This is a genomic window from Bifidobacterium miconisargentati, assembly GCF_019331675.1.
GTDB lineage: Bacteria > Actinomycetota > Actinomycetes > Actinomycetales > Bifidobacteriaceae > Bifidobacterium > Bifidobacterium miconisargentati.
The window spans coordinates 23,378-46,860 of the sequence record NZ_JAHBBJ010000020.1 but is presented as its reverse complement, the minus strand read 5'-3'; the positions used below and the strand labels follow the sequence as shown (position 1 = coordinate 46,860).

The following is a 23,483-nucleotide window of genomic DNA, read 5'->3' as shown; positions in this document are numbered from 1 at the left end:
CTCCGGACAGACCGGCGGCCGATGTTCATTGTGCATGAGTCAGGCCCCGCCGATAATCGTATTGGGTTACTCGTTCAATCATCGAAAGAGGGCAGTATGACCAGCAGAAGGACGCTGTACGCCGCAGTGAGTCTCATTGCCGCGGCAGCCATGATGTTCGCGGGGGCACCGGCATCGTATGCCGCGGACGAGATCGGCTTCAACCACAGCATCGAGACCGCCACATCGGTTCAGCCGAACACCGCGGTATCCGGTATGGCCGGACTTACGGCGCAGTATTACAAGTTCACCTTGCCCAGTGCCGGCTACATCCAGCTGAAGATGACGAACACCCAAGGCAACGATCTGAGCAAGTGGAACGTCCAGATCGAAGATTCCGCCGGCAAGGCCATCGCCACGGAGGTGTGGAACGCCGACGTGCTTTCCCACGAGGGAAGCCGCGTGGGGCTTGGGGCCGGTGAGTATTATGCGAGCGTCACTCCCATGGCCGCCATCGGACTCAAGTACGAGCTGAACATCGGCTATACGGTGTCCGATTCCTGGGAAAGCGAGCCTAACAACGATATGACTGGGGCCGACGCCATCGCCATCGGCAGGACCGTCAACGGCACGTTCACGAAGACGCTCCTGAGCAACGACAATCCCAATCTCATCGACGACGACTGGTACCGGTTCACCATGCCCGCGGACGGGCGGGTGGCCATCTCCATGACCAATGACCAACGGGATCTTGCCGCGCTGAACGTCTCACTGCTCAACAACAAGGGCGATCAGATCATGCCGTATCCGTGGATCGCGTCCGTCACCCAGCATAAGGCCGAGTCCGTCGGGCTTGCGAAGGATACGTACTACATCAAGGTTTCCGGGGCCTCGGAAGGCCTGAAGTATGCGTTGACCGTGGATAATGCTCCGGTTTCCACCGCCACCGTCACGTTCGATACGCAGGGCGGCAGCAAGGTCGACGCCCAGACCGTGGCGAAGGGGTCCACGGTGAGCCGCCCCGCCGATCCGACGAAGAGCGGCTATGCGTTTGCCGGCTGGTACACCAAGGCTTCAGGCGGCCAGGCGTTCGACTTCGATTCGCCGATCAGGCGGGATATCACCGTGTACGCGCATTGGAACAAGACCAGCACCAAGTACACGTTCGTCGACGTGAACGACCTCACCCCGCACCACGACGACATCCAGTGGCTGGCCGATACCGGCATTTCCACCGGCTGGAACACTTCGAAGGGCAAGGAATTCCGCGGCATGAACACGGTGGTGCGTCAGGACATGGCCGCGTTCCTGTACCGTCTGGCTGGCAGCCCGACGTTTGACGTGTCCAAGGCGAAGAACCCGTTCGCCGACGTGACCGAGAAGACCAGCCACTACAAGGAGATTCTGTGGCTGGCCGACACCGGCATCGCCAAGGGATATGTCGCGGCGAACGGCACGGTGACGTTCGGCGGCATGACCCCCGTGTACCGTCAGGACATGGCGGCGTTCCTGCACCGCCTGGCCGACTATCAGCAGGCCAATCCTCAGCTGAGCGGCAACGTTGAGTTCGTGGATGTGAACGAGAAGACCCCGCATTATCAGGACATCGAATGGCTGGCTCGGACCGGCGTATCCACCGGGTGGAATGAGGACGACGGTGCGAAGTTCCACGGCGAACGGTACGTGGTGCGTCAGGATATGGCAGCGTTCCTGCACCGCATGTACAGTCAAGTGCTGAATTAAGCGGGTTTGGGCGCGGATTTGTTAAATCAGAATTGACATAGACGGTTTTAAGTTGTTGACGCTCCAAAGAATGCGAGCAACTTCGGTATACGAAATTAATTCCTCATGTCAATTCTGATTTAACAAAGACTATATTCTTGTGGTCGAATCTCTCAGAATCAATTCACCAGCAACGTTGACACAATTATCCCCTACTTGCTCCATATTCTCACTCATTTGGCGTCTAAGCATTTTGAATGCCTGCTTTCCACCTTCTTTGAAATTCATTCGATAAGTGGTTAATTTCGGCGTCCAGATTTTTGATAAAGGTTGATCGTCGAAGCCAACGACGCTGACATCTTCGGGAACTTTTTTCCCCGCCTCATTCAATCCTCTTATAATGCCTAAAGCAATGACATCATTGCCCGCGAAGATGGCGGTTACAGTATCATCCGCCGCCAAGCGATGCCCTATCTCTACGCCACTTTCTGGATTCCACTCGGAAATTATCGGTGCGTAAATCGGAACATTGTATTCTTCGCATGCTTTATGCCATCCGGCCATGCGACTGTATTTGACCCCTTCATGGGGAAGGGCAACGTGAATGACGGTTTTATGACCAAGTCCTAACAGATATTTGGTAACTTCGTATCCGCCTTGCTCGGCTCCCAACGTGACTTGGTTGTTGGTTTTCTTGGCGTCCCCCGCCACGGTTACAGCCGGAAGATTCTCTGGCAGGAGTGACGTCATATCTATGTCGAGATTGTCGAAATCAAGCATGATGACACCGGAAGGATGCTGATCCAGATAGAGCTGAGCACTTTTACGCAAATCAGATCTATCCTGTCCATTCAGCACACAGATAGATAAGGGGAGGCCTTCTTCCCTAGCGGAGTCCTCGATTCCCTCAAACACCAAGGAGGGGCCATACAGTGTGGTATTGGTTGTGAATACCGCCACTGAGGGCATTTGCCTGTGAACCAATGCCCGTGCTACTGGGTTAGGACGATAGCCGAGCATTGAAATCGCCTGGCTGATTCGCTCCCGCTTTTCCTCGCTGACTTTTGATGGGTTGTTAAGGAAACGCGATACGGTGGGAACCGACACTTCAGCCAATGCCGCCACATCCCTGATGGATGCTGTTCTGCTTGCAGTTCTCGCCATATCGCGTCTCCATCGATTCTTTGATTTCGTTATGTCCAGTGTAGGTTGTTTTATTTCACGGCTCCGCCCGTAATGCCTGAGATGATCTTGCTTTGGGTGAAGGCGAAGATTGCCAGCAAAGGCAAGCTCATCAGGATAATGTAGGCGAAAATCAGATGCCAATTGTTGAGGTAGAGACCCGCTGAAGCTACGTTGTACAGGTTAAGCGGCAAAAGATCCATTTTGCCGGACAGGATGAACAGAGAGTAGAACACATCATTCCAAATGTACAGTGTGACCAGAATTGTTGCAGTCGCCAACGTCGGTCCAAGCAAAGGAAGGATAATGGTGAAGAATATTCTGACTGGGCCGGCTCCATCAATTCGTGCCGCTTCCTCTAAGGATACGGGGATGGTTCGGATGAATCCGGTGACGAAGAAAATCACCGTCGATAGATAGATTCCGACATAGACTCCAACCATCCCCGGTGCCGTTCCTGAAAGTCCGATGATTTTCAGGAGCATCATCACGGTGACGACGGCAGGAGGAAGAATCAGACCGGAAATACTCAACGCATAGACAATCGCCATAGGCCGCGTTGTACGTCGGGCCAGAATCCACGCGGCCATGGAACCGCAGATGAGTGTCAGCAGGACCGAAGGTACGGTCACGATAACTGATCCGAAGAACGCCTGAATCATTTTACCGTCAATCAAAACTGTTTTGAAGTTCTCCAACAGCTGCCAATGGGTCGGCAAACTCATATTCGGTTGAATGGCTTCGGCCTGGGACTTGCCTGCAGTGACGATAAGCAGCCAGAACGGGACTCCGAGAAAAATAAGGAGAATCAGGACGGCCAGTACGGTATGAATCACATCCCTTACAGGAGACTTTTTGTTGACCGTGACTCGTTCATTGGTTTTGACTTGGCCAAAAGTTGCGGAACTCATAGGATCTTCGCCTCTCTTCTACGAAGCAGATAAATGACGGGAACTGCGATAACCATGACCATGACGAACAGGACGAGGCTCATGGTGGTGGACTGAGAGTAAAGGCCCTGACCGAAGGTTCGCCAGATGAAGATATTCAGGATTTCTGTCGAACCGCCAGGCCCTCCTTGAGTGGTGGCTTGTACGATGTCGAATCCGTTCATGGAACCAAGCAGTGATGTGGCGACATTAAAAGTAAATGCTGGGGCCAGTAGCGGGAACTTGATTTTCCAGAACAGCTGCGAACCGGACGCCCCATCTATGGTGGCCGCTTCTATGACATCAGGATCGATGGTTTTCAGCCCGGCCAGGTAGATGAGCATTGCAAGACCCATCCACTTCCAACCGTGGATGCTGGCTACAATCAACAGCGTCCAATTGATGTTTCCCAGCCATGCGATTTCCACTGCATGCCCGGAAAAGGCGCTCAGGATTTGGTTCAGCGCACCATCGCTTTTCAGAATGGCCTGCCATATATAGCCGACTGCCAGTGCGGACATGATGACGGGTACGAAAAATAGGACTCGGGAAAGCCTGTTGATGAACGTGTCTTTTTCGAGGAACACTGCCAATGCGAGTCCGAACACATTTTGGAATATACCGACAAAAATGGCGTATAGGAGCGTGATTCTTAAATCCCTAAGCAGCGTGCCACTCGTGAACAAGGTTATGAAGTTATCTAAGCCATTAAAGCTGATTGTCTTGCTAAAGGCAGACCAGTTCGTGAAAGCGTAGATGAAATTCAAAACCGTGGGAATAAAGAAGAAAACGAGAAGGAACGCTATCGCAGGGATCAGAAAACGAAGCGGGTAGTTCTGTTTGATCAGTATGTTGTGTCTGCTGGACGTGGGTTTGCCCATAATTTGTCCTTAGAAATCAAAGATATATATAAAAGAAAAGGGCGGAATGTTTACCGTGAGCGGAAGAGGAAAAATGCTCCGGCACCCACTCCGCCGTTTATTCAAGTGGAGAAAATCAGAAACCGGATGCTCCCTGTGCCTTGGCCAGTTGAGCAAACTGATCTTGCGTTGCCTGACCGACCTGTTCCGGAGTCTTGGTGCCGTTGATCATATCGGCCAGATTGATGTAAAGGTCAGGATTGCCAATGGCAAGAGACTGCATGGAACCGACTCCGTCCTTGATGGCTGCCGCGGAATCAGTGAGAGCCTCAGGCACGTCCGGAGAGGAATCGACCGTCTTAAGAACGGAAACCGCACTCTGATCCTTGACGAATCCTTCATATCCATCACTCAGCCAATAGTTAATCAGCTGCCGGGCTGCTGCGTCCTTCGCATTGTCACCAGATTTGAAAGCAACCACACCATTGTTGGCGTCAGGAATGATGGTTCCGATATTGCCCTTGGACGAAATCGGAAAGAAACCGATTTTCTCATCAAGGGCCGCTTTGTCATTATTGGCGAGGGCTGCGACCATGTTGAACATGACTCCAATTCCGATCATCATACCGGTCTTGCCATTCCATAGTGCGGCCGCCTGTTCGTCGTTCTTTGCAGAGCCGGCATCCTTGTTCTCCAGACCTTCATCGAACAACGCCTTATAGTTATTGATGGCTGTCATGATGGTCTTATCGGTAAACTTTTCTTTGCCGGTATTCACACGATCCCACAGCCCATCCTTGGCGGCTTCGGCCAGCTGCACTTGGACGGAGTACTGGGTACCCCACTGCGAACCGCCCATTTCAAAGAACGGTGATTCGACGCCATCGATATTCGCAGCTTTGATCTTCTTAGCCGTTTCGACGAGTTCATCCCAATTTTTTGGGGTATTCGTGATGCCAGCTTTTTCGAAAACCTGCTTGTTGTAGAACACGCCCATTACGGATGGGGCTCCGAACAGTGCCGCATAGCGGGTGTTTTCAACCAAACCGCCAGCTTCGGCCATGCCCTCAGTGTAATTATCCACGAATGGAGCGTTGTCAAGTTTCTGTAGTTTATCTTGGGCAATGAAGCCCGCCAGCATGGATCGTGTGGGCTGCCAGAGCGCAAGGTTCGGGGCGTCTCCGGTAGTGACCTTGGTTTGAACATTCTGCTCATAGGGATCCGGGATCACTTCAACATCGACTTTGGCTCCTGTGGCTTTCTCGAATTCTTTGACCATATTGACTGGGATCTTGCTTGCAGCTTGGGGAACCCACATTTTCAATGTTGTCCCCTCAAGGGATTGGGTTGCTTTTGGCCAATAATCGGCGGATGACGTATCTACGTCGGTGCTGGAGGCCGTTGGATTGCTGCACCCGGCGAGCAGCATGGACAGGGTTGCCACCACGGCGGTACTGGTGACAATGTGCTTCATTGCGCTATTGTTCTTCATTTTCATACCTTCACTTGATGATGGATTGTTTGGATTCGATATAGGGGATGTTTATTTGGTTTCGAGGCGGAACGTACGGGACACGTATCCTCCGGCGGGAATGAAGACCGACAGTATTCCTTGTTTGGCACTCCAATGAGTGGGCCATGATGCGAAGTCTTCGCCGATGGGGAACACGGCCGAGACTTCCAGTTCATCCTCTCGATAGAAGGGGATATTCAGTTGCGCGATCTGCGGCTGAGGCAGGCTCCTACCCCACACTGTGATGAGTGAATACTCACCGGTTCTCAGACCAAGCGAGACAACAGGATCATCCCAATGAGGCAATCCGGTAGGCCAGAAAGGTATTGCATTGGGGATAACAGGCTGAACCAGTTTTTTATATGCATCAATAGCTTGCACGATAAGGTTCTTTTGCTGTTCCTCCATCCTGTTGATGTAACCGGAAAGGAAGAATCGCCCCAGGAACGTTGTGTTCAGATTGGTAGCGATTTCCTCTTGGCTCATGGTCGACTGCGGGTAGGCCCAATTGGCTGCCTGTTCGGGAAGCATCTGCATCGGGGCAGCAGCTGCAATGGTCGGGTAAAGTCGGAAATCCTGTTGATCGGAAGTGGATTGCACTTGGAATCGCGAGAGTTGCGCATAATCCATGCGCATACCCCCAGAAGAGCAATTCTCCAGAATCAGGTTGGGATATTTCTCATGGAGGCCATCGATCCACTTGCTGTAGGCACGATTGTGCTCCAAAAGCCCGTCACCGCAACTGTCACTGTCGATGTCAGTTCCGCTTCCAGGGGATACGTTGTAGTCGAACTTGAAGTATGCGACACCGTAATCTTTGACGAGCCTGTCCACGACTCCGGTAACGTACTCACGCGCTTCCGAGCTGCGGAAGTCCAAGAAATAACGCTGTTGTTCTTCGACTCGATGCCCGTGACGGCTGAGGAACGCACTATCGGAGAGCTGACTGGCTACTGGGCTCAATACTCCGATGACTTCCGGTTCGACCCAAAGGCCTGGTTTCATTCCGGCTTCGACAATGGCGTTCATGACTTCGCCGAAACCATTCGGGAAGCGGGTTTTGGACGGCTTCCATTCACCGACGGAAGGCCACCAATTTCCGGTATCGTCATACCAACCGCAATCCACGACGAACACCTCGACACCGACTTCTGCGGCCCCCGTGATGAGCGGGAGCAGTTTTTCGGTGGTGGGATCTCCGTTGATGGTGTTCATATAATCGTTGAAGATTACTTGAGGCTTACGGTTATCGACATGCGGAGTGCGCGTGATGCGACGATATTTCGTCAGTTGTTCCGCTGCTTGTCCGAATGATGAAGCCAGTGTGATATCCGCGGAAACCGTAGTGAATGCCTCTCCGGGATGGAGAATCTTCTCCCACGAGTGGTCATTGTTCGTAGGCCCTGACAATGCGAGATATCCGTCGTTGCCATTTTTGCCGATTTCCCAACGCCAAGCGCCGTTGTGCTCGATCTGGAACAGCCACACGAGATCAAGCTGGGCTGATTCCAAAACTCCCATAGGGGCTCCACTCCCGGTGGACCATGTGCCTGCCGATACGACCGTATGCGAATATCGTTGGTTATGCCCGATGAGGTATTCATGCATTTCTGGCACATAATCCGTCACATGAGTACGCTTCCAACGGCCTTCCCCAAGCCATTCGTTGTCACATTCAAGTACATCCCAAGCGTTGATGTCTGCAGAAGTGTTCGGGGATCCGAAACCGGCTACCCAGCTGGTGACGGATTCCAAAACAACGGTGCCATCCGAAGTGGGAGCATTGACTACCGTCATATATGAACGGAGCGTTGAAGATCCGGCGAAGGTCTCATAATGGGCCTCCACCTCGATATGCGATTCCGGATCGGCAAGGGAGACCGTCAAACGGTATACGCCGTTGGATATGGCCGCTTCATGATGCCTATATCGGAGGGACGCACCAAGATGCGTGGCAATGAGTCTCCCGCTTGACAGTCGGTGTCCATGTCCTGCGGCCAGTATTTCCACGATAGGCAGCGGATCGGGAAACACGGATTTGGTATTTCCCGCTTGCACAGACACGAGTTCGACCGGAGTTGACCCGCTGTGGCGGAATTCCAATTTCAAATCCGGGGTTTCCCATTCAAAGGCTTGATTATTTGTTCTCTCCATATGCTTCCTCGCATATCCAATAACGGTTTCACGCACTGCTGGTTCAATTATCCAAGCTGGAAAAACTCTTGGTTTACAACAGTTTTATGTATTTCAACAACCTCTGCGGTTGTTGAAATACAGATTAAGATGATACCGTTTTCATGTCAAAGGAGCAGGCGTGTCCAAGACCATCAACACCGCCTAGCCATTGGAAACATTGATATTTAAGCCGCCTAACCGGCATGGGCATGCTCTCTCATTACCGAAACGTTTTCACGTTTGTCGAGACGACTGAAACTCCGCAGAGAGAAGAAGCGTCAAATACAAGCGAAGACTGCGGCTCTGTTAAGTCAACTTCGGCATAGATGAACATCAGCCTGCCGGCATTCCTTGGAAGCCAGCAGATATGAGAAATGGGACCAAGCATTCACGCCAATTCTGGTTTAACCGCACCCACGAGATTCGTCACTCCCCTGAAACTTCCCTCCCGAAAAGGCATCTAGCCATCGTGTCTGCATCGTGTCCGGGTACGATCAGACACGCAATTCCGCACGTATTGCCGTTTCTTTCTCATTCGCCATCGACGCTTGCAATGGGACGAAAGGACATCGTGTCCAGTCGTGTCTCGGCCTTGTCCGGGTAGCTTCCCGTTTGCGGCAAACCCTTATTTTCCAATCAATTTCTCAACCCGCGAATTGCCCGAACCTATAGCCCTAGAAGAAAGGTTCCAGGATATGACTGGAAACAACAAGGTTTGGCGCGCGCCGCTCGCGGGCCTCGCCTCGCTCGCGATGATCGCGACCATGGGCGTGGCGGCCGGCACGGCGAACGCCGTGGATGGCGTGAACACGCCGACTTACACGGTTACTTTCGATTTGAACGGCCGTGGCTCCCTCGCCGATGCGAACAAGACCCAGAAGCACACCGCGGGCGATAAGGTCACCTTCGGTTCCACCACGAAGCCGACGGCTCCGGCCGGCTGGACGTTCACGGGCTGGTACACCTCCGATGGCGTGAAGTTCAACCCGGACACCCGTCTGACCGCGGACACTACCCTGTATGCCCACTGGGGCAAGGACGTCAAGACCGTCAAGTTCCAGAAGTCTTCCTATCTGAAGTTCGCCGACACCAACCAGAACGGCACCGCGGATGAGCAGGGCGCCACCGGCGACAACGTCATCAAGCTGGCCGCTGGCGACAAGGTCGCCGACTGGGAGAAGCCGACGGACGCCTCCGCCACCGATGGCCACATCCTGACCGGCTTCACCGTTGCCGGCAAGGACTGGGATTCCTCGGTCGCTCCGACCTCGAACGTCACGGTTTCGACCGTCCTGAAGAAGAGCCAGTACGTGGAGCTCGCCAAGGGCACCAAGAGCGGTGTCGACAGCTTCCAGGTCAGCGGTAATCAGACCGACATCGAGTTCGCCTACGGTGAGGATGTTCCGGAGCTGCCGACCGCCGTGTACTACGTCAACGGCAAGGGCCGCAAGATCGTGTCCTCCTGGGCTTACAGCGCGTACGACACCACTGCCGACAACGGCACCCGCCTGTGGGACGGCGGCGCCATCCCTGAGAGTGCCAAGGACGACAAGGTCGCCGACTTCATCGTCCTCGTTCCACTCGTGGACGAGAGCGATTCCGACGCGGTCCAGGTGACCTATGAGGTCGCCGGCAGTCCCGATGTCCAGGACTTCGATGGCAAGAAGTACTACGTCGCCAAGGGCGAGGCCGCTCCGGAACCGACCGTGAACACGTTCGGCGATGCCTACGAGTTCAGCGGCTGGTACACCGACTCCGCCTACACCAACCGTTACTACGGTGATGGCCTGACCGACTTCAACAACGTCCTGTACGGCTACCTGTCCCTGAAGAACGTGACCTTCGACGTAACGTTCGACCCGGACTACGACGGCAGCACCCCGGTCGTGACCAAGGTCGCCAACGGCGCGGCCGCCGAGTGGCAGACCGCCACCCGCGACGGCTACGTGTTCCAGGGCTGGATCGACGAATCTTACACTCCTGCACGATTCACGACCAACGCCGACGACTTCGCTGACAACTACGGCAAGATCTCCGGCCCCGTCTATCTGAAGGCCGCGTGGCTGACCACCGCCCAGAACGAGATGAAGGGCCTTGTCGAGCTCGACACCCGCGCCTACACCGACGCCTCCGTCAAGGAATACAACAAGGTCGTCAAGAGCGTGACCGACGATGCCAACCTGTCCACCCTGTACGCCACGTCTTCCGCGAAGCCTTATGATTTCCAGAAGGCTTATGCGAAGCTTGGTGAGAAGGCTGTGGCTGAGTGGGTGAAGACCCTGAAGGCCGCGCAGCTCAAGCTCGTGACCAAGGACCAGACGTTCCTGGACGTGTTCGACGGTGACAACGGCACGGTCGCTACCCCGCACTCCGCCGCCATCGAGTTCGTCGCCGAGCAGGGTATCGCGAAGGGTTATGGTGACGGCACGTTCAAGCCGACCGGTTCCATGTACCGTCAGGACTACGCCGCCTTCCTGTACCGTCTCGCCGGTTCCCCGGAGTACACGGTGAACGCCGCCGACAACATCTTCACGGACGTCACCCCGGCTACCCCGCATTACAAGGAGATCCTGTGGGCCGCCAAGCAGGGCATCATCAAGGGCTTCTCGGACGGCACGTTCCGCGGCACGGCCCTGGTGAACCGCCAGGACGCCGCCGCGTTCCTGTACCGCGCCGCCGGCAGCCCGGAGTTCGACCCGAGCACTGCTGCCAAGCAGTTCTCGGATGTGAACGAGTCCACTCCTCACTACAAGGAGGTCCTGTGGGCCGCCAACACCGTCGTCAACACCAAGTACGACGGCAAGAGCACCGCGATCGTCAACGGCTTCTCCACCGGCACGTTCGATGGTTACGCTACCCTGCTTCGTCAGGACGGCGCGGCGTTCCTGGCCCGCACCTACTTCTACATCAACAAGTGAGCACCAAGGCTGACAGCCTGAAACTCGCCTGAGTAGGACGTAACACGAGAGGGGTTCCTCCCACACCGGATTCAACCGGCATGGGAGGAACCCCTCTCTTCGCATATGGGCGCCGGTGATGGATACACGGCGGTTCACATGCTTGCCGTGGATACCTTGTCCGATTCGTTCATGGTCTCGTCCGGGGGCCCGAGGGGCGCGTGTGGGGGTATCCCAAGTCGAGGCTTTGGTTCATGTACGTGCTTATACGAAAGAGTGGTTCTTCCCGTGCCGGCTTCGACACCGGTACGGGAAGAACCACTCTTTCATATATCTGACCTAGACCCCTAGGCCTAGCTTATCGGTTCCGGGCATTGCCCGGTTCCGTCAGCCGAGGTAGTCGTTGGTGCGGGTCAGGAAGGCGGCGGCGTCTGCACGGGTCAGGTTCCACAGGCCGTGGAAGTTGCCGTCCGTGTAGCCCTTGGCGATGCCGCCCTTGTTCGCGGCCCACAGGACCTCGGTGGCGTGGGCGGTCGTCGCGATGTCGGCGAACGTGTTCTCGACCTTCACGTTCTTCACGCTGTTCGCGTCGACGTAAGCGGACACGCGGTACAGGAACGCCATGGCGTCCTGGCGGACCACGGTGCGGGTGCCGCCGAACGTGCCGTCCGGGTAACCCTTGATGATGCCGTTCTTGGCGGCCCACAGGATCTCCTTGTAGTGAGGCGTGGACTCGTTCACGTCGGAGAACTTGTTGTCAGCGGCGTTCACCGTGTAGGCCGGGGAGCCGGCCAGGCGGTAGAGCATCGCGGCGAAGTCCTGGCGCAGAATCGTGGCGGACGGACGGTACGTGTTGTCCGTGTAGCCCTTCACGAAGCCCTGCTCGGCGGCGGCGCGGATGTCCTTGGCGTGCGGGGTCAGGACGTCCACGTCGGAGAAGCCGAACTGGCCGAACGTCGTGTCGATGTTAGCGACCTTGACCAGGTTGTTCTTCGCATCAACCAGGACCTTGCCGTACTTGAGCAGGTCGTCGGCGGTGAGCTTTTTAGCCTTGGCGGTAACGGAAGCCTCGTTGGTGTCGCCGGTGAAGTCGATGCCGGTCTCGGACTTGATAGTCTTGAGCAGGTCGGTGCGGATGCTCTTGTACTCGCGGAACGATGCGGTCGTGTACGTGTCGGTGTTCTTCAGGAGGACCAGGTTCTTGAAGTCGGCCGCGTTGATCTGGTCGAGCTTCCAGCCCGCGTAGTAGGTCTTGGCCTTGAGATCGCCGGTGGTGGAGTCGGTCGTGAACAGGCTCTTGAAGTCGGAGACGGTCTTGGTCTCGTCCTTCAGCCAGCTCTGACGGTCGGCACGGGTGGCCTCGTTCTTAGCATCGGAGTTGTTCTCTGCGGCCTTGGCGTCCGTCTCGCTGCCGAACCAGCCGACGAACTTGTAGCCCTCGCGGGTCGGGGTCGGGATCTTGTCGTAGATCGTGTCGCTGCCCTTGGCCTTGACTTCGGTCGCGGCGGCGGAACCGTCGTAGTACGGGTCGAAGCTGAACGTGTACTCCAGATCCTCGTCGGCGTTCTTGGTGTAGGCCGGGACCAGCGTCAGGTTGCCGGACACGACGGTGTCGGCCGCGAACGCGGTCAGTCCGTAGGTATCGTCCGGGGAAACGGCGAATTCACCAGGCGCCCCGTGATTCTTCTCAATCAGGTCGTCCTCGGAGAACCAGGAGCCGGAGAACGTGTACTTGCCGGTGGTGGTCGCGCGCTCGGCGGCGGCCTTCAGCGCGGACGGGTCGAAGTTCGAGCCGTCAGCCACGTAGAAGTCCTGACGGGCGTCGCCGGACTGCGCGTTGAAGATATGCCATGCGCGGGCCACTGCATCCGTGGCGCCGGACTTGGCCAGAACGTATGTGCGGCCCTTCTCGACCTTGGTGCCGTCAGCGCCGAACACGAACTCCTCGTTGTTCTTCGCCATGTCGACCCACTTGACGACAACGCCGTAAGAGCCGTCGCTGTTCTGGACGGCCGGGTTGAGCACGGACAGGGCGGCGACGGTCTCGCCCGCCGCGACATCGGTACCGGTGGACGTGGCATCGGTGGTCACGTCCTTGCCGTTCTGGTCATACACCTTCTCATTGGAAGCGGCCAGCCTCACCTTCACCGTGGCGGCGGCGACAGTGGCGGGAGTGTACGGCTTGGATGCGGTGCCGGAACCGTTCCAAGAGCCCTGGAACAGCTTGGCGTCGCCGGGCTGGTCCTCGGTCGGCTTCTGCCAATCGGCCACCTCATCGGCGGAGGACACGACCACGGTGGTCTCCGGTGCCGTCATCGCTGACCACGCCGTTGCCGTTGGCGATCTTGTCCTTGGTGGCGGCCGTGGTACCGGACAGGATGGCCGGGGCCTTCACCGCGGGCGCGGAGCCAACGGTGCGCTTGTAGTGCACGGTGTTATCAGTAGTGGTCCAGTGGGCGTACAGGGTCGCGCCGGCCTCGACGGTGGTCGGATCCACGGCCTGGCCACCGTACGTGGCGGAGGTGTACCAGCCGGTGAACGTACGGGCGACACCCTTCGAGTCGACCCAAGTAGCACCATTGGCCGCACCGGTGGAGCGGTACAGCTCGTCGGCGAAGCCGTTGTTGTTCGTATCCTCAAGCGGCTTCGTGGTGTCGTTGCCGAACTTGCCGCCGTTCGCGTCAAGCGTCACGGACGGCGTCGCCGCGTTCGCGCTCAGCGCGGTCACGCCCATGGTCGCGATCATCGCGAGCGAGGCGAGGCCCGCGAGCGGCGCGCGCCAAACCTTGTTGTTTCCAGTCATATCCTGGAACCTTTCTTCTAGGGACACGGGGGATTGGGCGTACGGGGGATCCTGCGTCCGGCGTTTCCGGTTCCACGGGCCGGCGCGCGTTGTTTCTCCTACTTTTCTCCCACCGGTGGTAGAAAAGTAGGAGAAAAGTGGCAGGAAAGTGGGAGAAAGGTGGGAGGGACGTCGATGGATGAGCGTGAGGGGCAGCATCTGGAGTTCAAGGCGGATTGGAACGAAAGCGCGAAGAAGACCGTGGTGGCGTTCGCGAATTCCGGGGGCGGGCGGATCGTGGTCGGCGTGGACGATGACGGGGTCCCGGTGGGTGTGTCGGACGTGGATGGGTGCATGCTGCGGGCGATGCAGTCGATCGGCAACGGGATCAGTCCGGATATGGCGAGGTTCGTGGATATCCGTTCCGAGGATCGTGCCGGCCGGCCGGTGGTGTTGGTGGATGTGCGGCCGGGCACGGAACGCCCGTATTACCTGAGCGACAAGGGGCCGCGTCCCGCGGGCGTGTACGTGCGTCTGGGTGCTGGGTCGATTCCCGCGAGCGAGGCGGCGATCCTGGAGATGCTGCGCGCCGATTCCCGTGTGTCGTTCGAGCAGACCCCGGCCGTGGACCAGTCGCTCACGTTCGATTCGGCGGGGCGGGCGTTCGCCGAGGCCGGGATCGGGTTCGGGGTGCGGGAGCGGAGGTCGTTGGGGCTGGTCGACGCCGACGGCCTGTACACGAATCTGGCGTGGCTGCTGTCGGACCAGTGCACGGCGTCGATCAAGGCCGCGGTGTTCGAGGGGACGGACAAGCGCACGTTCAACAGCCGGGAGGAGTTCTCGGGGTCGCTGTTCGACCAGTTCGGGGCGGTTGCCGGCTATGTCGGCCGGTTCAACTCGACGCGTTCCACGTTCGACGGGTCATTGCGCAGGCACGACGAGCGCGACTATTCCCCCTCCGTGGTGCGCGAGGCGCTGCTCAACATGGTGGTCCACCGCGATTATTCGATAACGGGCCCGGCCTTGGTGAGCGTGTTCGACGACCGGATGGAGTTCGTGAACTTCGGTGGCCTGCCGCGGGGCATGACCAGGGCCGACATGATGCTCGGCACCTCGCTGCAACGCAATCCGAGACTCGCTGCGATCCTGTACCGGCTGCGCTGGGTCGAGGCGTACGGCACGGGCGTGCCGAAGATCATCAACGACTACCGGGGACTGCCTCTCCAGCCCGTATTCGAGGTCAGCGACAACGCGTTCAAGCTGACCCTGCCCTCGCATAATCCCCGCGTCCGGTCGGAGACGTCGGAAGGGTCCGGCCGGACGCCGGCCCCGACGCGGGGCGGGAGCGAGTCGCCGGCGTCGAACCGGCAGACCGCAATCGAGCTGGCGTCCCGGCCGCAGGGAGTGTCGCGCGCGGAATTGCAGGCGGCGACGGGCATGGCCCGTTCCGGCGCGGGCAAGCTGCTGTCCTCCCTGCTGTCGGACGGCCTTGTCGAGAAGCGGGGTTCGGGCCGCAGCACCCGGTACCATGGAACGGAATGACCCACCCCCGACGGGGCGGCCACGGCGATGGAAGATTTCCCGGAACCCTCAGCGCCTGTTTTCATACATCCGATGCTCTATTTTTCACATTCCGAGTACAAAAGCAAGTGCGCTCCGCGCTCCTTGGCATCTCGATGCCCGGAGTACGGTGCAAGACCGGGACTCCGGGAAGAGGTGCCGGCAGTCCCAAGGAGGTGGGCCCGGCCATGGGCCGCGGAAACCGACCCGCGGGAGCGCCAGCCGGGTCCCCGTCCGGCGCCGCGCCCGAGGATTTTCGCGGTCTGCTCACGGTCAGTCGTCATGACGTCCCAACACCTGCCGGATCGTGGACCGGAAGACCGGCAGGAACGGATCCGGTTGTATGAGTATCACTTTGCTCTTCCGTTCCCCGGAGATCCGGAATCCTTCGACATAAGCGAGGTTCTTCGCCAAGTTCCGTTTCACTTCGTAACATCTCGAAGCAATTCGGCGGACCTCCGAGACCGGAAGCAGCGCGCGCCTCCCCGCAATCAGGTGGAAACCCGCCGCCAGTATCGCGACGGTTCGATTGCGCTCGGCCTCCGTTGTCCCGAGGATCTCCGGCGCGGCCAGTATGGACATCCCCCCGTTCCGCATCTCGTATATCGAGGCCGCATCATCGTAGGTCACGCCGGCCTCGGCCGCCACCGACATCAACGCCGGATCCCTGGCCGAGGCTGCGGGGGCCTTCGAACGCGGATCCTCGAGGATGCCGGCCGACGCCATGCTCATTCTCTCCGCCTCGTTGAGTTCCTCCGTCGTCAGCCGGTCAAGAATGTATTGCAGAACGATGGGCCTCAACGCCTCATCGCACTCAAGACTATTCACGAACCCTATGGCGCGCATGAGAAAGAGGCCGCGATTCTCGTGCCCCACTGCTTCGTTCTCCATTCCTTTGTCGCATGAAGGCTTTTTGGCGTTGCCGGCATGCGGCAAAGACCTCCCGACGACAGGACGGGCCTCGCTCTTCTGCGAGACATTGACGGATACCCTCACTCCATCCTTCATCGACGCTCCTTGCATAAAATGCATCTTCATGCATATTGGCTTGGTCGGTACGCCTCTTTCGATTATATGCGGCGAACAGTGGGTTGACAAAGGTTTTGCAATGGCGCCCCAAAATCGAAAGAACCGCGCCTGCTTATATATGCGATATAGCATATCAATTATGCCGAGTGGGCAAGCCATGGCCGACATGACGTTCCGACTGGCGGGAACCGGCGCACGCTGAACATCCCCGGATTTCACCGTCGTGCAGCCTCCGACCGTACAAGTCAGTGCCGGACATCCGATCGGCCCGTACCTGACCGTCCATCAGTCGGCGGCCGCGCGACGGGGCATAGCCGGAGGGCCGTCGGGGCGAAGACGCCGCCGCGCCTTGCGCTCCCCGGCCCCGCGCCGTTATCGGAGGCCGTCGGCCAGTGTCCTGGCCGCGTACAGCGGGACGCTGCGCATGTCGCCCTCGACACCGAAGTTCCGGGCGCTGATCCTCACGGCGTAGCGCGGACGGTATTTCGCCCGGTAGGCCGTCAGGCTGCGGGCGGTCACGTTGGCGCCGGACTTGACCTCGATGGGGATGACGTCGCCCTGCCCGTCGCGTACGACGAACTCGACCTCGCCCCTGTTCAGGGTGCCCCAGTAGTGGGGGGCGAGGCCGGCGGCGGTGAGCTGCTGCAGCACGTAGTTCTCGGCCAGCGCGCCGCGGAACGCGGACGCCTTGTCGTTCGCGGGGGCGAGGTCCGTGGGCATCACGTCGTAGGCGCAGGACAGCAGGCCGGTGTCGGCCATGTAGATCTTGAACGCCGAGGGATCCTCGAAGGCCCGCAGCGGCGCGACCGGCTCCGAGACCTGCGTCAGGCGGGTGATGATGCCGGCCGAGACCAGCCACGACAGGGCTCCCTGGTACATGTTGGACCTGCCGCCGGAACGGATGGCCTTGTACTGGAACTTGTGGTTCTCCTTGGCGAGCTGCCTGGGCACGCTGTTCCACGCCTCGAGGATGCGCTGCGTCTCCCGGGGGGAAGCGTATTTGGCCATGTCGGCCGTGTACGCGGTGACGATGTCGCGCTGGACCTCGCGCGGCGCGTCCATCCGGCGCCCCGACTCCGCGTAGGCGTCGACGGCCTCCGGCATGCCGCCGACGAGCATGTACTCGCGCACGAGATCCATCGCCACGTCATGGAACGCGAACGGCCTGTCGGGCGTGGCGCACGCCTGTCCGATATCGTCCGCGAGGCGCTCCTCGCCGCGGGCCCACAGGTATTCCTCGAAGTCCATGGGATGCAACGTGAGCATGTCCACCTTGCCCACGGGGAACGAGTACCTGCTGCGGTTCACCTTGACGCCCAGCAGGCTCCCGGCCGCGATCACGTGGTACTGCGGCGCGTCGTCGCAGAAGTACTTCAGGCTGGTCAGGGCCCGCTCGCACAGCTGGACCTCGTCCAGCACGATCAGGGTCCGTTCCGGATCGATGCGCATGCGCAGCAGGCTCTCCAGCACGTGGACGACGTCCGCGGGCGCGATGGAATCGCCGAACGCGAGGGACGCCCGGCCGTCACGGGAGAAATCCACATAGGCCATGGAATCGAAGGACCGCCTGGCGAAATGGGTGATGGCGTACGTCTTGCCCACCTGCCGCGCCCCGAACAGCACGAGCGGCTTGCGCTTCGGCGACCGCTTCCATTCCTCGAGCATGTCGTCCACCTTCCGCCGCATGGGCCACCTCCCGCATCCATGAAGATAATGACACAATTATACACTTTTAACATGTCAAAAGTGTTCAAAAGAACATTATTGACAGAAACATCCGCGACCGACGCCAATCGCGCGTCCCGCCCGGAACCAGCAGACAAGCCCGCCCCGTGTCCCTAGAAGAAAGGTTCCAGAATTATGACTGGAAACAACAAGGTTTGGCGCGCGCCGCTCGCGGGCCTCGCCTCGCTCGCGATGATCGCGACCATGGGCGTGGCAGCCGGCACGGCCAGCGCCGCGGGCGATGAGTTCACGGTCAAGTTCGACGCGAACGGCCACGGCACCGCCCCGAGCTCCCTGACCGCCAACGAGGGCAACGACTACAAGGTCGGCGGTCTGAACAAGATTTCCGCGAACGGCTGGGTGTTCACCGGCTGGTACACCTCCCCGAACCTGGGCGAGGGCGAGCTGTTCGACACGCAGTCCCCGGTCCTCGAGGACACCACCCTGTACGCCCACTGGGCCAAGACCAACGACGTCTACACCGTCAGCTTCAACGCCAACGGCGTGGTCCTCAAGTACGCCGACACCGATCAGGACGGCACCGCCAACAACGCCGGCGACAAGAACGGCATCAAGGTCGCCAAGGGCGACAAGCTAGCCGCTTGGGAGGCCCCGACCGATGGCAGCGCTTCCGATGGCCACAAGCTGACCGGTTTCGTTGGCTCCGATGGCAACGCGTTCGACTTCACGCAGGCCGTGACCGGCAAGCTGACCGCCAAGGCCGAGCAGACCGTGTCCACCGAGGTCGTGTTCGACGCCTCCACCCTGGGCCACAACCTGAGCGGCGAGACCAGCACCACGAAGACCGTGGAGGTCGCCAACGGCGACAACGTCGAGCTGCCGACCGCCGTCGCCGGTGGCGTCCCCGGCCATGAGCAGATCGTCGAGAAGTGGTACATCGACGGCAACACGTCCAAGCTGTGGGAGGGCGGCGCGGCCGTCAAGTCCGATGGCTCCTACTACAAGAAGCTGACCCTCAAGCCCGGCACCGCCCTCACGGATCGCGGCGCTGCGGCCCACAAGATCACGTTCGCGTTCCCCGGCAGCAACCCGACCGCCGAGACCGCTCCGGCCCCGATTTGGGTGGCCGATAACACCGGCGCGACCCTGCCGACTCCGAACACCTACGGCGACAAGCTCGTGTTCGACGGCTGGTACAAGGCGGGCACCGATTCCAAGCTCTACGACGACGAGCCCATCACCGCCGACGTGACTGTCAATGGCTACCTGACCATCGGCAACGTCCAGTTCACCGTGTCCTTCGACCCTGACTACACCGGTTCCAAGCCCACCGAGGTCAAGGTCGCCAAGGGCGCCACCGCCACCAAGCCGGCCGACCCGACCCGCGACGGCTACGTGTTCGCCGGCTGGGCCCTCGACGGGGATAGCGATAACACTTTGCTCACGCCCGCCTACTACGCTCCGGTGTACAAGTCCGACGCCGACTTCCGCGGTTACCGCGTCTACAGCGCCTCCACGTTCAAGGCCCTGTGGCTGACCTCCACCCAGGTGGAGCTCAAGGGCCTGCTCGACGTGACGGGCGAAGCCTACAACCAGGACACCCAGGCCTGGGCCGACTTCTCCAACAAGCAGGGCGAGATCGCCGGCAAGGCCGACTACACCACCGGCTCCGCCACCGTGACCGCCGTCAAGGGCCTGTCCCACGTGTCCGAGAAGGCCGCGAAGGATTACATCGCCCAGCTGACCGCTCTCAAGGCCAAGCTGACCGCCACGGACAACCAGTTCCTCGACGTGTTCACCGGCAACAACGGCCAGGTGTCCACCCCGCACTACAACGAAATCTTCTTCGTCGCCGAGCAGGGTATCGCCAAGGGTTACGGTGACGGCACGTTCAAGCCGACCGGTTCCATGTTCCGTCAGGACTACGCGGCCTTCCTGTACCGCCTGGCCGGTTCCCCGGAGTACACCCCGGCCGCTTCCGACAACATCTTCACGGACGTGACCCCGGCCACCCCGCATTACAAGGAGATCCTGTGGGCCGCGAAGAACGGCATCGTCAAGGGCTTCTCTGATGGCACGTTCCGTGGCATGGCCCTGGTGAACCGTCAGGATGCTGCTGCGTTCCTGTACCGCGCCGCCGGCAGCCCGGAGTTCGACCCGAGCACTGCCGCCAAGCAGTTCTCCGACGTGAACGAGTCCACTCCTCACTACAAGGAGGTCCTGTGGGCCGCCAACACCGTGGTCGACTACAACTACAAGTACAACGGCGTTGACCACAAGGGTTCCACCGCGATCGTCAACGGTTTCGCCACCGGCACGTTCGATGGTTACGCTACCCTGCTGCGTCAGGATGGCGCGGCGTTCCTGGCCCGCACCTACTTCTACATCAACAAGTGAGCCTCAAGGCCTATAGCCTGAAACTCGCTTCCTGATCTGGAAGTCCAGACACTGAGAGGGGTTCCTCCCACACCGGATAACACCGGCATGGGAGGAACCCCTCTCAATGTATGTCTACATATATGGATTCTGCAGACGGAATCTTACGTCGGCTCGCAGGTTCCCGTAAAACCAGGAATGGACGGCGTGAGCACCGACGCATATACAAGAAAGCCTCTTCTGACCAGCTGAATCCTGCCAGAAGAGGCTTTCTGCATGCGTTAGGCTCGGTCAGTCAGGCGTTCGCCGGATTGTCCTTGCCATATCGGCTCACTTGTAGAGCGCGGGGATGTTGACTGTGCCGTCGAGACGGTACAGGAAGGCGGCGGCGTCCTGACGGATGATCTCGTTGGTGCCCTTGAACGTGCCATCAGTGAAGCCGCGCACGATGCCGTTGTCAGCGGCCCACAGAACGGCCTTGGCGTGCGGGGTCGTGGAGGTGACGTCCGTGAACTTGGCGACTGAGTTCTCATCGAAGGACGGGCTACCGGCCAGGCGGTACAGGAACGCGGAAGCGTCCTGGCGCAGGACCGTGGCGGTGCCGCGGAACGTGCCATCCGCATAGCCCTTGATGATGCCCTGCTTGGTAGCCCACAGGATGGCCTTGTAGTGCGGGGTGGACTCGTTCACGTCGGAGAACTTGTTATCGGCGGCGTTCACAGTGTATTCCGGCTCGCCGGCCAGGCGGTACAGGAAGGCCGCGAAGTCCTGACGCAGGATCTTGTCAGTGCCGCGGAACGTGTTGTCGGCGTAACCCTTGATCACGCCCTTCTTGGCCAAGGACCAGATGTACGTGTTGAAGACGCTATTCTCGTCCACGTCCTTGAACATGTTGAGCGTGTCGGCGGTGTACACGAGGTCCTTGGCCGCGTCGGACAGGGTCTTCGTGTACTCGGCGATCACGTCGTCAGTCAGGGTCGCGTCAGCGTAGTTCGCGGAATACTTGCCGTCGACGCCGGGTCCGCTGATGCGGCCTTCCGAGTCCTTGGCCAGCTTGGAACGAACGGCCTCGTACTTATCGAACGAGTTCTTCGTGTACAGTTCGTCCTTGTTGGTCAGGCCGAGCAGGTTGTCGAGCTCGTACTGGTTGGTCTTCTGCCAGTGGGCCACGTAGGTGGCGTCGGCGGTGGCCTTGTCGTTCACGTTGAGCTGGGTGGTCGTGCCCTTGAGGAACCAGCCGAGGAACGTGTAACCGGAGCGGGTCGGAGCGGCAGGGGCCACGATCTTCTCGTCCTTGTTCACCTTGACGGTGGACGGGACGGAACCGGTGTAGTCCGGGTCGAACGTGATCGTGTACTGCACGGTCGGGGTCTTCGCGAGCTTCAGGACGGCGTGCAGCGTGACGGTGCCGTCAGCCTGGGCGATGTCCTGGACCTTCTGGGAGGCGTAGGACACGTAGGCGGCGGAATTGCTCGGGTTCCGGTACTTCCAGGAGGCGATCTTGTACAGGCCGTCGTACAGGTTCACGTCATCGGCCGGCAGGCTCACGGTGCCGTTCTTGATGACCCACTGATCGGCCGGGGCATCGAACGCGTACTGGTTGGTCAGGGCCTGGCCGTCCTGGCCGGCAAGGTCGCTGACAGCGAAGGAAACCTTGTACGCCGGGGCGGTGGCGCCCGGGGTGTCGGTGACGGTCAGATCGTCCTTGACGTTGGTCAAGGACGCGGTCTTGCCTTCGGAATCCTTCACGTCCCAGCCGGTGATGGCCGTCTTGCTGGCCTCGTCGACCACGAACGGGGTGGGCGCGGTGCCGCCGTCGGCGACCTCGTACTGCCACTTGGTGCCGTTGACGAACTTGTAGCTCTCCAGACCCACGTACTTGACAACGTGGGCGGTGGTGTAGGTCGGCACCAGGTTCAGGTCCTCGGTGACCGCGGCGTCCAGGTCCACGGCCTCACCGGACTGGAAGTCCTTGGCCCAGCCGGACAGGATCTTGCCGTCAACGGCGCTATCCTCGGGCTTCTGCCAGGACGACAGCTTGTCGCCCGAAGCCAGTGTGAAGCTCTGGCCGGAAAGCGTGGTGGCGACCGCGCCCGCGTTGAACGTCACGGTCTTCATATCGGAGGCCTTCGCCCAGTGGGCGTACAGCGTGATGTCCTTGGTCACCGCGGCGGTCGGATCGATCTGCTCGCCCTGGCCCGTCGTCGGGGACGTCCACCAGCCGGCAAACACGAAATCGCCAAAGCTGCCCGACTTGATCTTGCCCTGGACAGCCGTCTGCTCGGCGGCGGTGAACTCGTAATCATCACCGGAATCCAGCTTCTCGACCGGGTTGGAAGCGAATTCCTTGTCAGTCCACTCGCCACGACCATTCAGATTGAACGTGATCTCATACGTCGGGCTTCCCAGCTGCGCGTCATCCGGGAAATCCACGGCGCCGGCCGTGGACGCGGCCACACCCATCGTGGCCAGCATGGCCACGGCGGCGAGGCCCGCGAGCGGCGCGCGCCAAACCTTGTTGTTTCCAGTCATATCCTGGAACCTTTCTTCTAGGGGCACGGGGATGGGGATTCGTTTTCCTTGTGTGGATTGATTGTTTTGGGAGCGTTGCCGGTGTTTTGCGAAGAATCGGCAGCCCGTCCGGCAAGGAGCTCTTCGCCGTGGTCGTGGTCATGGCCTGTTTGCGGCGTGTGGGATAGGTTCTGTCCGGTCCGATCGTCGGCGGTCGGCGTGATGCCGTGTCCGCGGATTGATCTCGTTTCCCGACATGTCCGGTAAAATGTCCGGTAAAAT

The 23,483-nt window shown here is 59.4% G+C and carries 14 protein-coding genes; 4 read left to right on the top strand and 10 right to left on the bottom strand.

The annotated features are described in order from the left end of the window. The first annotated feature begins 96 nt into the window (after positions 1–96). Positions 97–1,722, top strand: a complete 1,626-nt coding sequence (locus KIH81_RS10855; protein WP_214305334.1) for an InlB B-repeat-containing protein — start codon at positions 97–99, stop codon at positions 1,720–1,722. 129 nt (positions 1,723–1,851) lie between these two features. On the opposite strand, the gene KIH81_RS10850 is transcribed toward KIH81_RS10855, so the two are convergent. The 5 genes from KIH81_RS10850 to KIH81_RS10830 form a co-directional block, all read right to left on the bottom strand. Then, a complete protein-coding gene (locus KIH81_RS10850) occupies positions 1,852–2,865 on the bottom strand; it encodes a LacI family DNA-binding transcriptional regulator (protein ID WP_214305333.1) in 1,014 nt (337 codons plus the stop codon). A gap of 50 nt (positions 2,866–2,915) precedes the next feature. Continuing rightward, the gene (locus KIH81_RS10845; protein ID WP_214305332.1) at positions 2,916–3,794 is read right to left on the bottom strand and encodes a carbohydrate ABC transporter permease; all 879 of its coding nucleotides are present in this window, start codon (positions 3,792–3,794) and stop codon (positions 2,916–2,918) included. Then, entirely contained in the window at positions 3,791–4,693 is a 903-nt protein-coding gene (locus tag KIH81_RS10840; RefSeq protein WP_214305331.1) for a carbohydrate ABC transporter permease, read from the bottom strand. The genes KIH81_RS10845 and KIH81_RS10840 overlap by 4 nt, the downstream gene beginning before the upstream one ends. Before the next feature lie 115 nt (positions 4,694–4,808). Further along, a complete protein-coding gene (locus KIH81_RS10835) occupies positions 4,809–6,164 on the bottom strand; it encodes an ABC transporter substrate-binding protein (protein WP_236029547.1) in 1,356 nt (451 codons plus the stop codon). Between the two features lie 51 nt (positions 6,165–6,215). Beyond that, positions 6,216–8,339, bottom strand: a complete 2,124-nt coding sequence (locus tag KIH81_RS10830; protein ID WP_236029545.1) for an alpha-galactosidase — start codon at positions 8,337–8,339, stop codon at positions 6,216–6,218. A gap of 716 nt (positions 8,340–9,055) precedes the next feature. Here KIH81_RS10830 and KIH81_RS10825 point away from each other — a divergent pair. After that, complete coding sequence (locus tag KIH81_RS10825; RefSeq protein ID WP_214305329.1) at positions 9,056–11,278, top strand: S-layer homology domain-containing protein; 2,223 nt, start codon at positions 9,056–9,058, stop codon at positions 11,276–11,278. A gap of 366 nt (positions 11,279–11,644) precedes the next feature. Here KIH81_RS10825 and KIH81_RS10820 read toward each other — a convergent pair whose 3' ends face one another. Together KIH81_RS10820 and KIH81_RS10815 are read right to left on the bottom strand one after the other, a co-directional pair. Continuing rightward, the gene (locus tag KIH81_RS10820) at positions 11,645–13,573 is read right to left on the bottom strand and encodes an S-layer homology domain-containing protein (RefSeq protein WP_214305328.1); all 1,929 of its coding nucleotides are present in this window, start codon (positions 13,571–13,573) and stop codon (positions 11,645–11,647) included. Then, a complete protein-coding gene (locus KIH81_RS10815) occupies positions 13,530–14,060 on the bottom strand; it encodes a hypothetical protein (protein ID WP_214305327.1) in 531 nt (176 codons plus the stop codon). Before KIH81_RS10815 ends, KIH81_RS10820 begins: the two co-directional genes overlap by 44 nt. 174 nt (positions 14,061–14,234) lie before the next feature. Between KIH81_RS10815 and KIH81_RS10810 the strand changes: the two genes are divergently transcribed. Next, a complete protein-coding gene (locus tag KIH81_RS10810) occupies positions 14,235–15,581 on the top strand; it encodes an RNA-binding domain-containing protein (RefSeq protein WP_214305326.1) in 1,347 nt (448 codons plus the stop codon). Between the two features lie 291 nt (positions 15,582–15,872). On the opposite strand, the gene KIH81_RS10805 is transcribed toward KIH81_RS10810, so the two are convergent. Beyond that, entirely contained in the window at positions 15,873–16,607 is a 735-nt protein-coding gene (locus tag KIH81_RS10805; protein ID WP_214305325.1) for a hypothetical protein, read from the bottom strand. Between the two features lie 393 nt (positions 16,608–17,000). After that, the gene (locus tag KIH81_RS10800; RefSeq protein ID WP_214305324.1) at positions 17,001–18,293 is read right to left on the bottom strand and encodes an ATP-binding protein; all 1,293 of its coding nucleotides are present in this window, start codon (positions 18,291–18,293) and stop codon (positions 17,001–17,003) included. 195 nt (positions 18,294–18,488) lie between these two features. Between KIH81_RS10800 and KIH81_RS10795 the strand changes: the two genes are divergently transcribed. Then, positions 18,489–20,711: an InlB B-repeat-containing protein gene (locus KIH81_RS10795; RefSeq protein ID WP_214305323.1), complete on the top strand. Its 2,223-nt coding sequence runs from the start codon at positions 18,489–18,491 to the stop codon at positions 20,709–20,711. A gap of 309 nt (positions 20,712–21,020) precedes the next feature. Here the strand turns inward: KIH81_RS10795 and KIH81_RS10790 are convergent, their stop codons facing one another. Further along, the gene (locus tag KIH81_RS10790) at positions 21,021–23,222 is read right to left on the bottom strand and encodes an S-layer homology domain-containing protein (RefSeq protein ID WP_214305322.1); all 2,202 of its coding nucleotides are present in this window, start codon (positions 23,220–23,222) and stop codon (positions 21,021–21,023) included. Positions 23,223–23,483 lie beyond the last annotated feature (261 nt).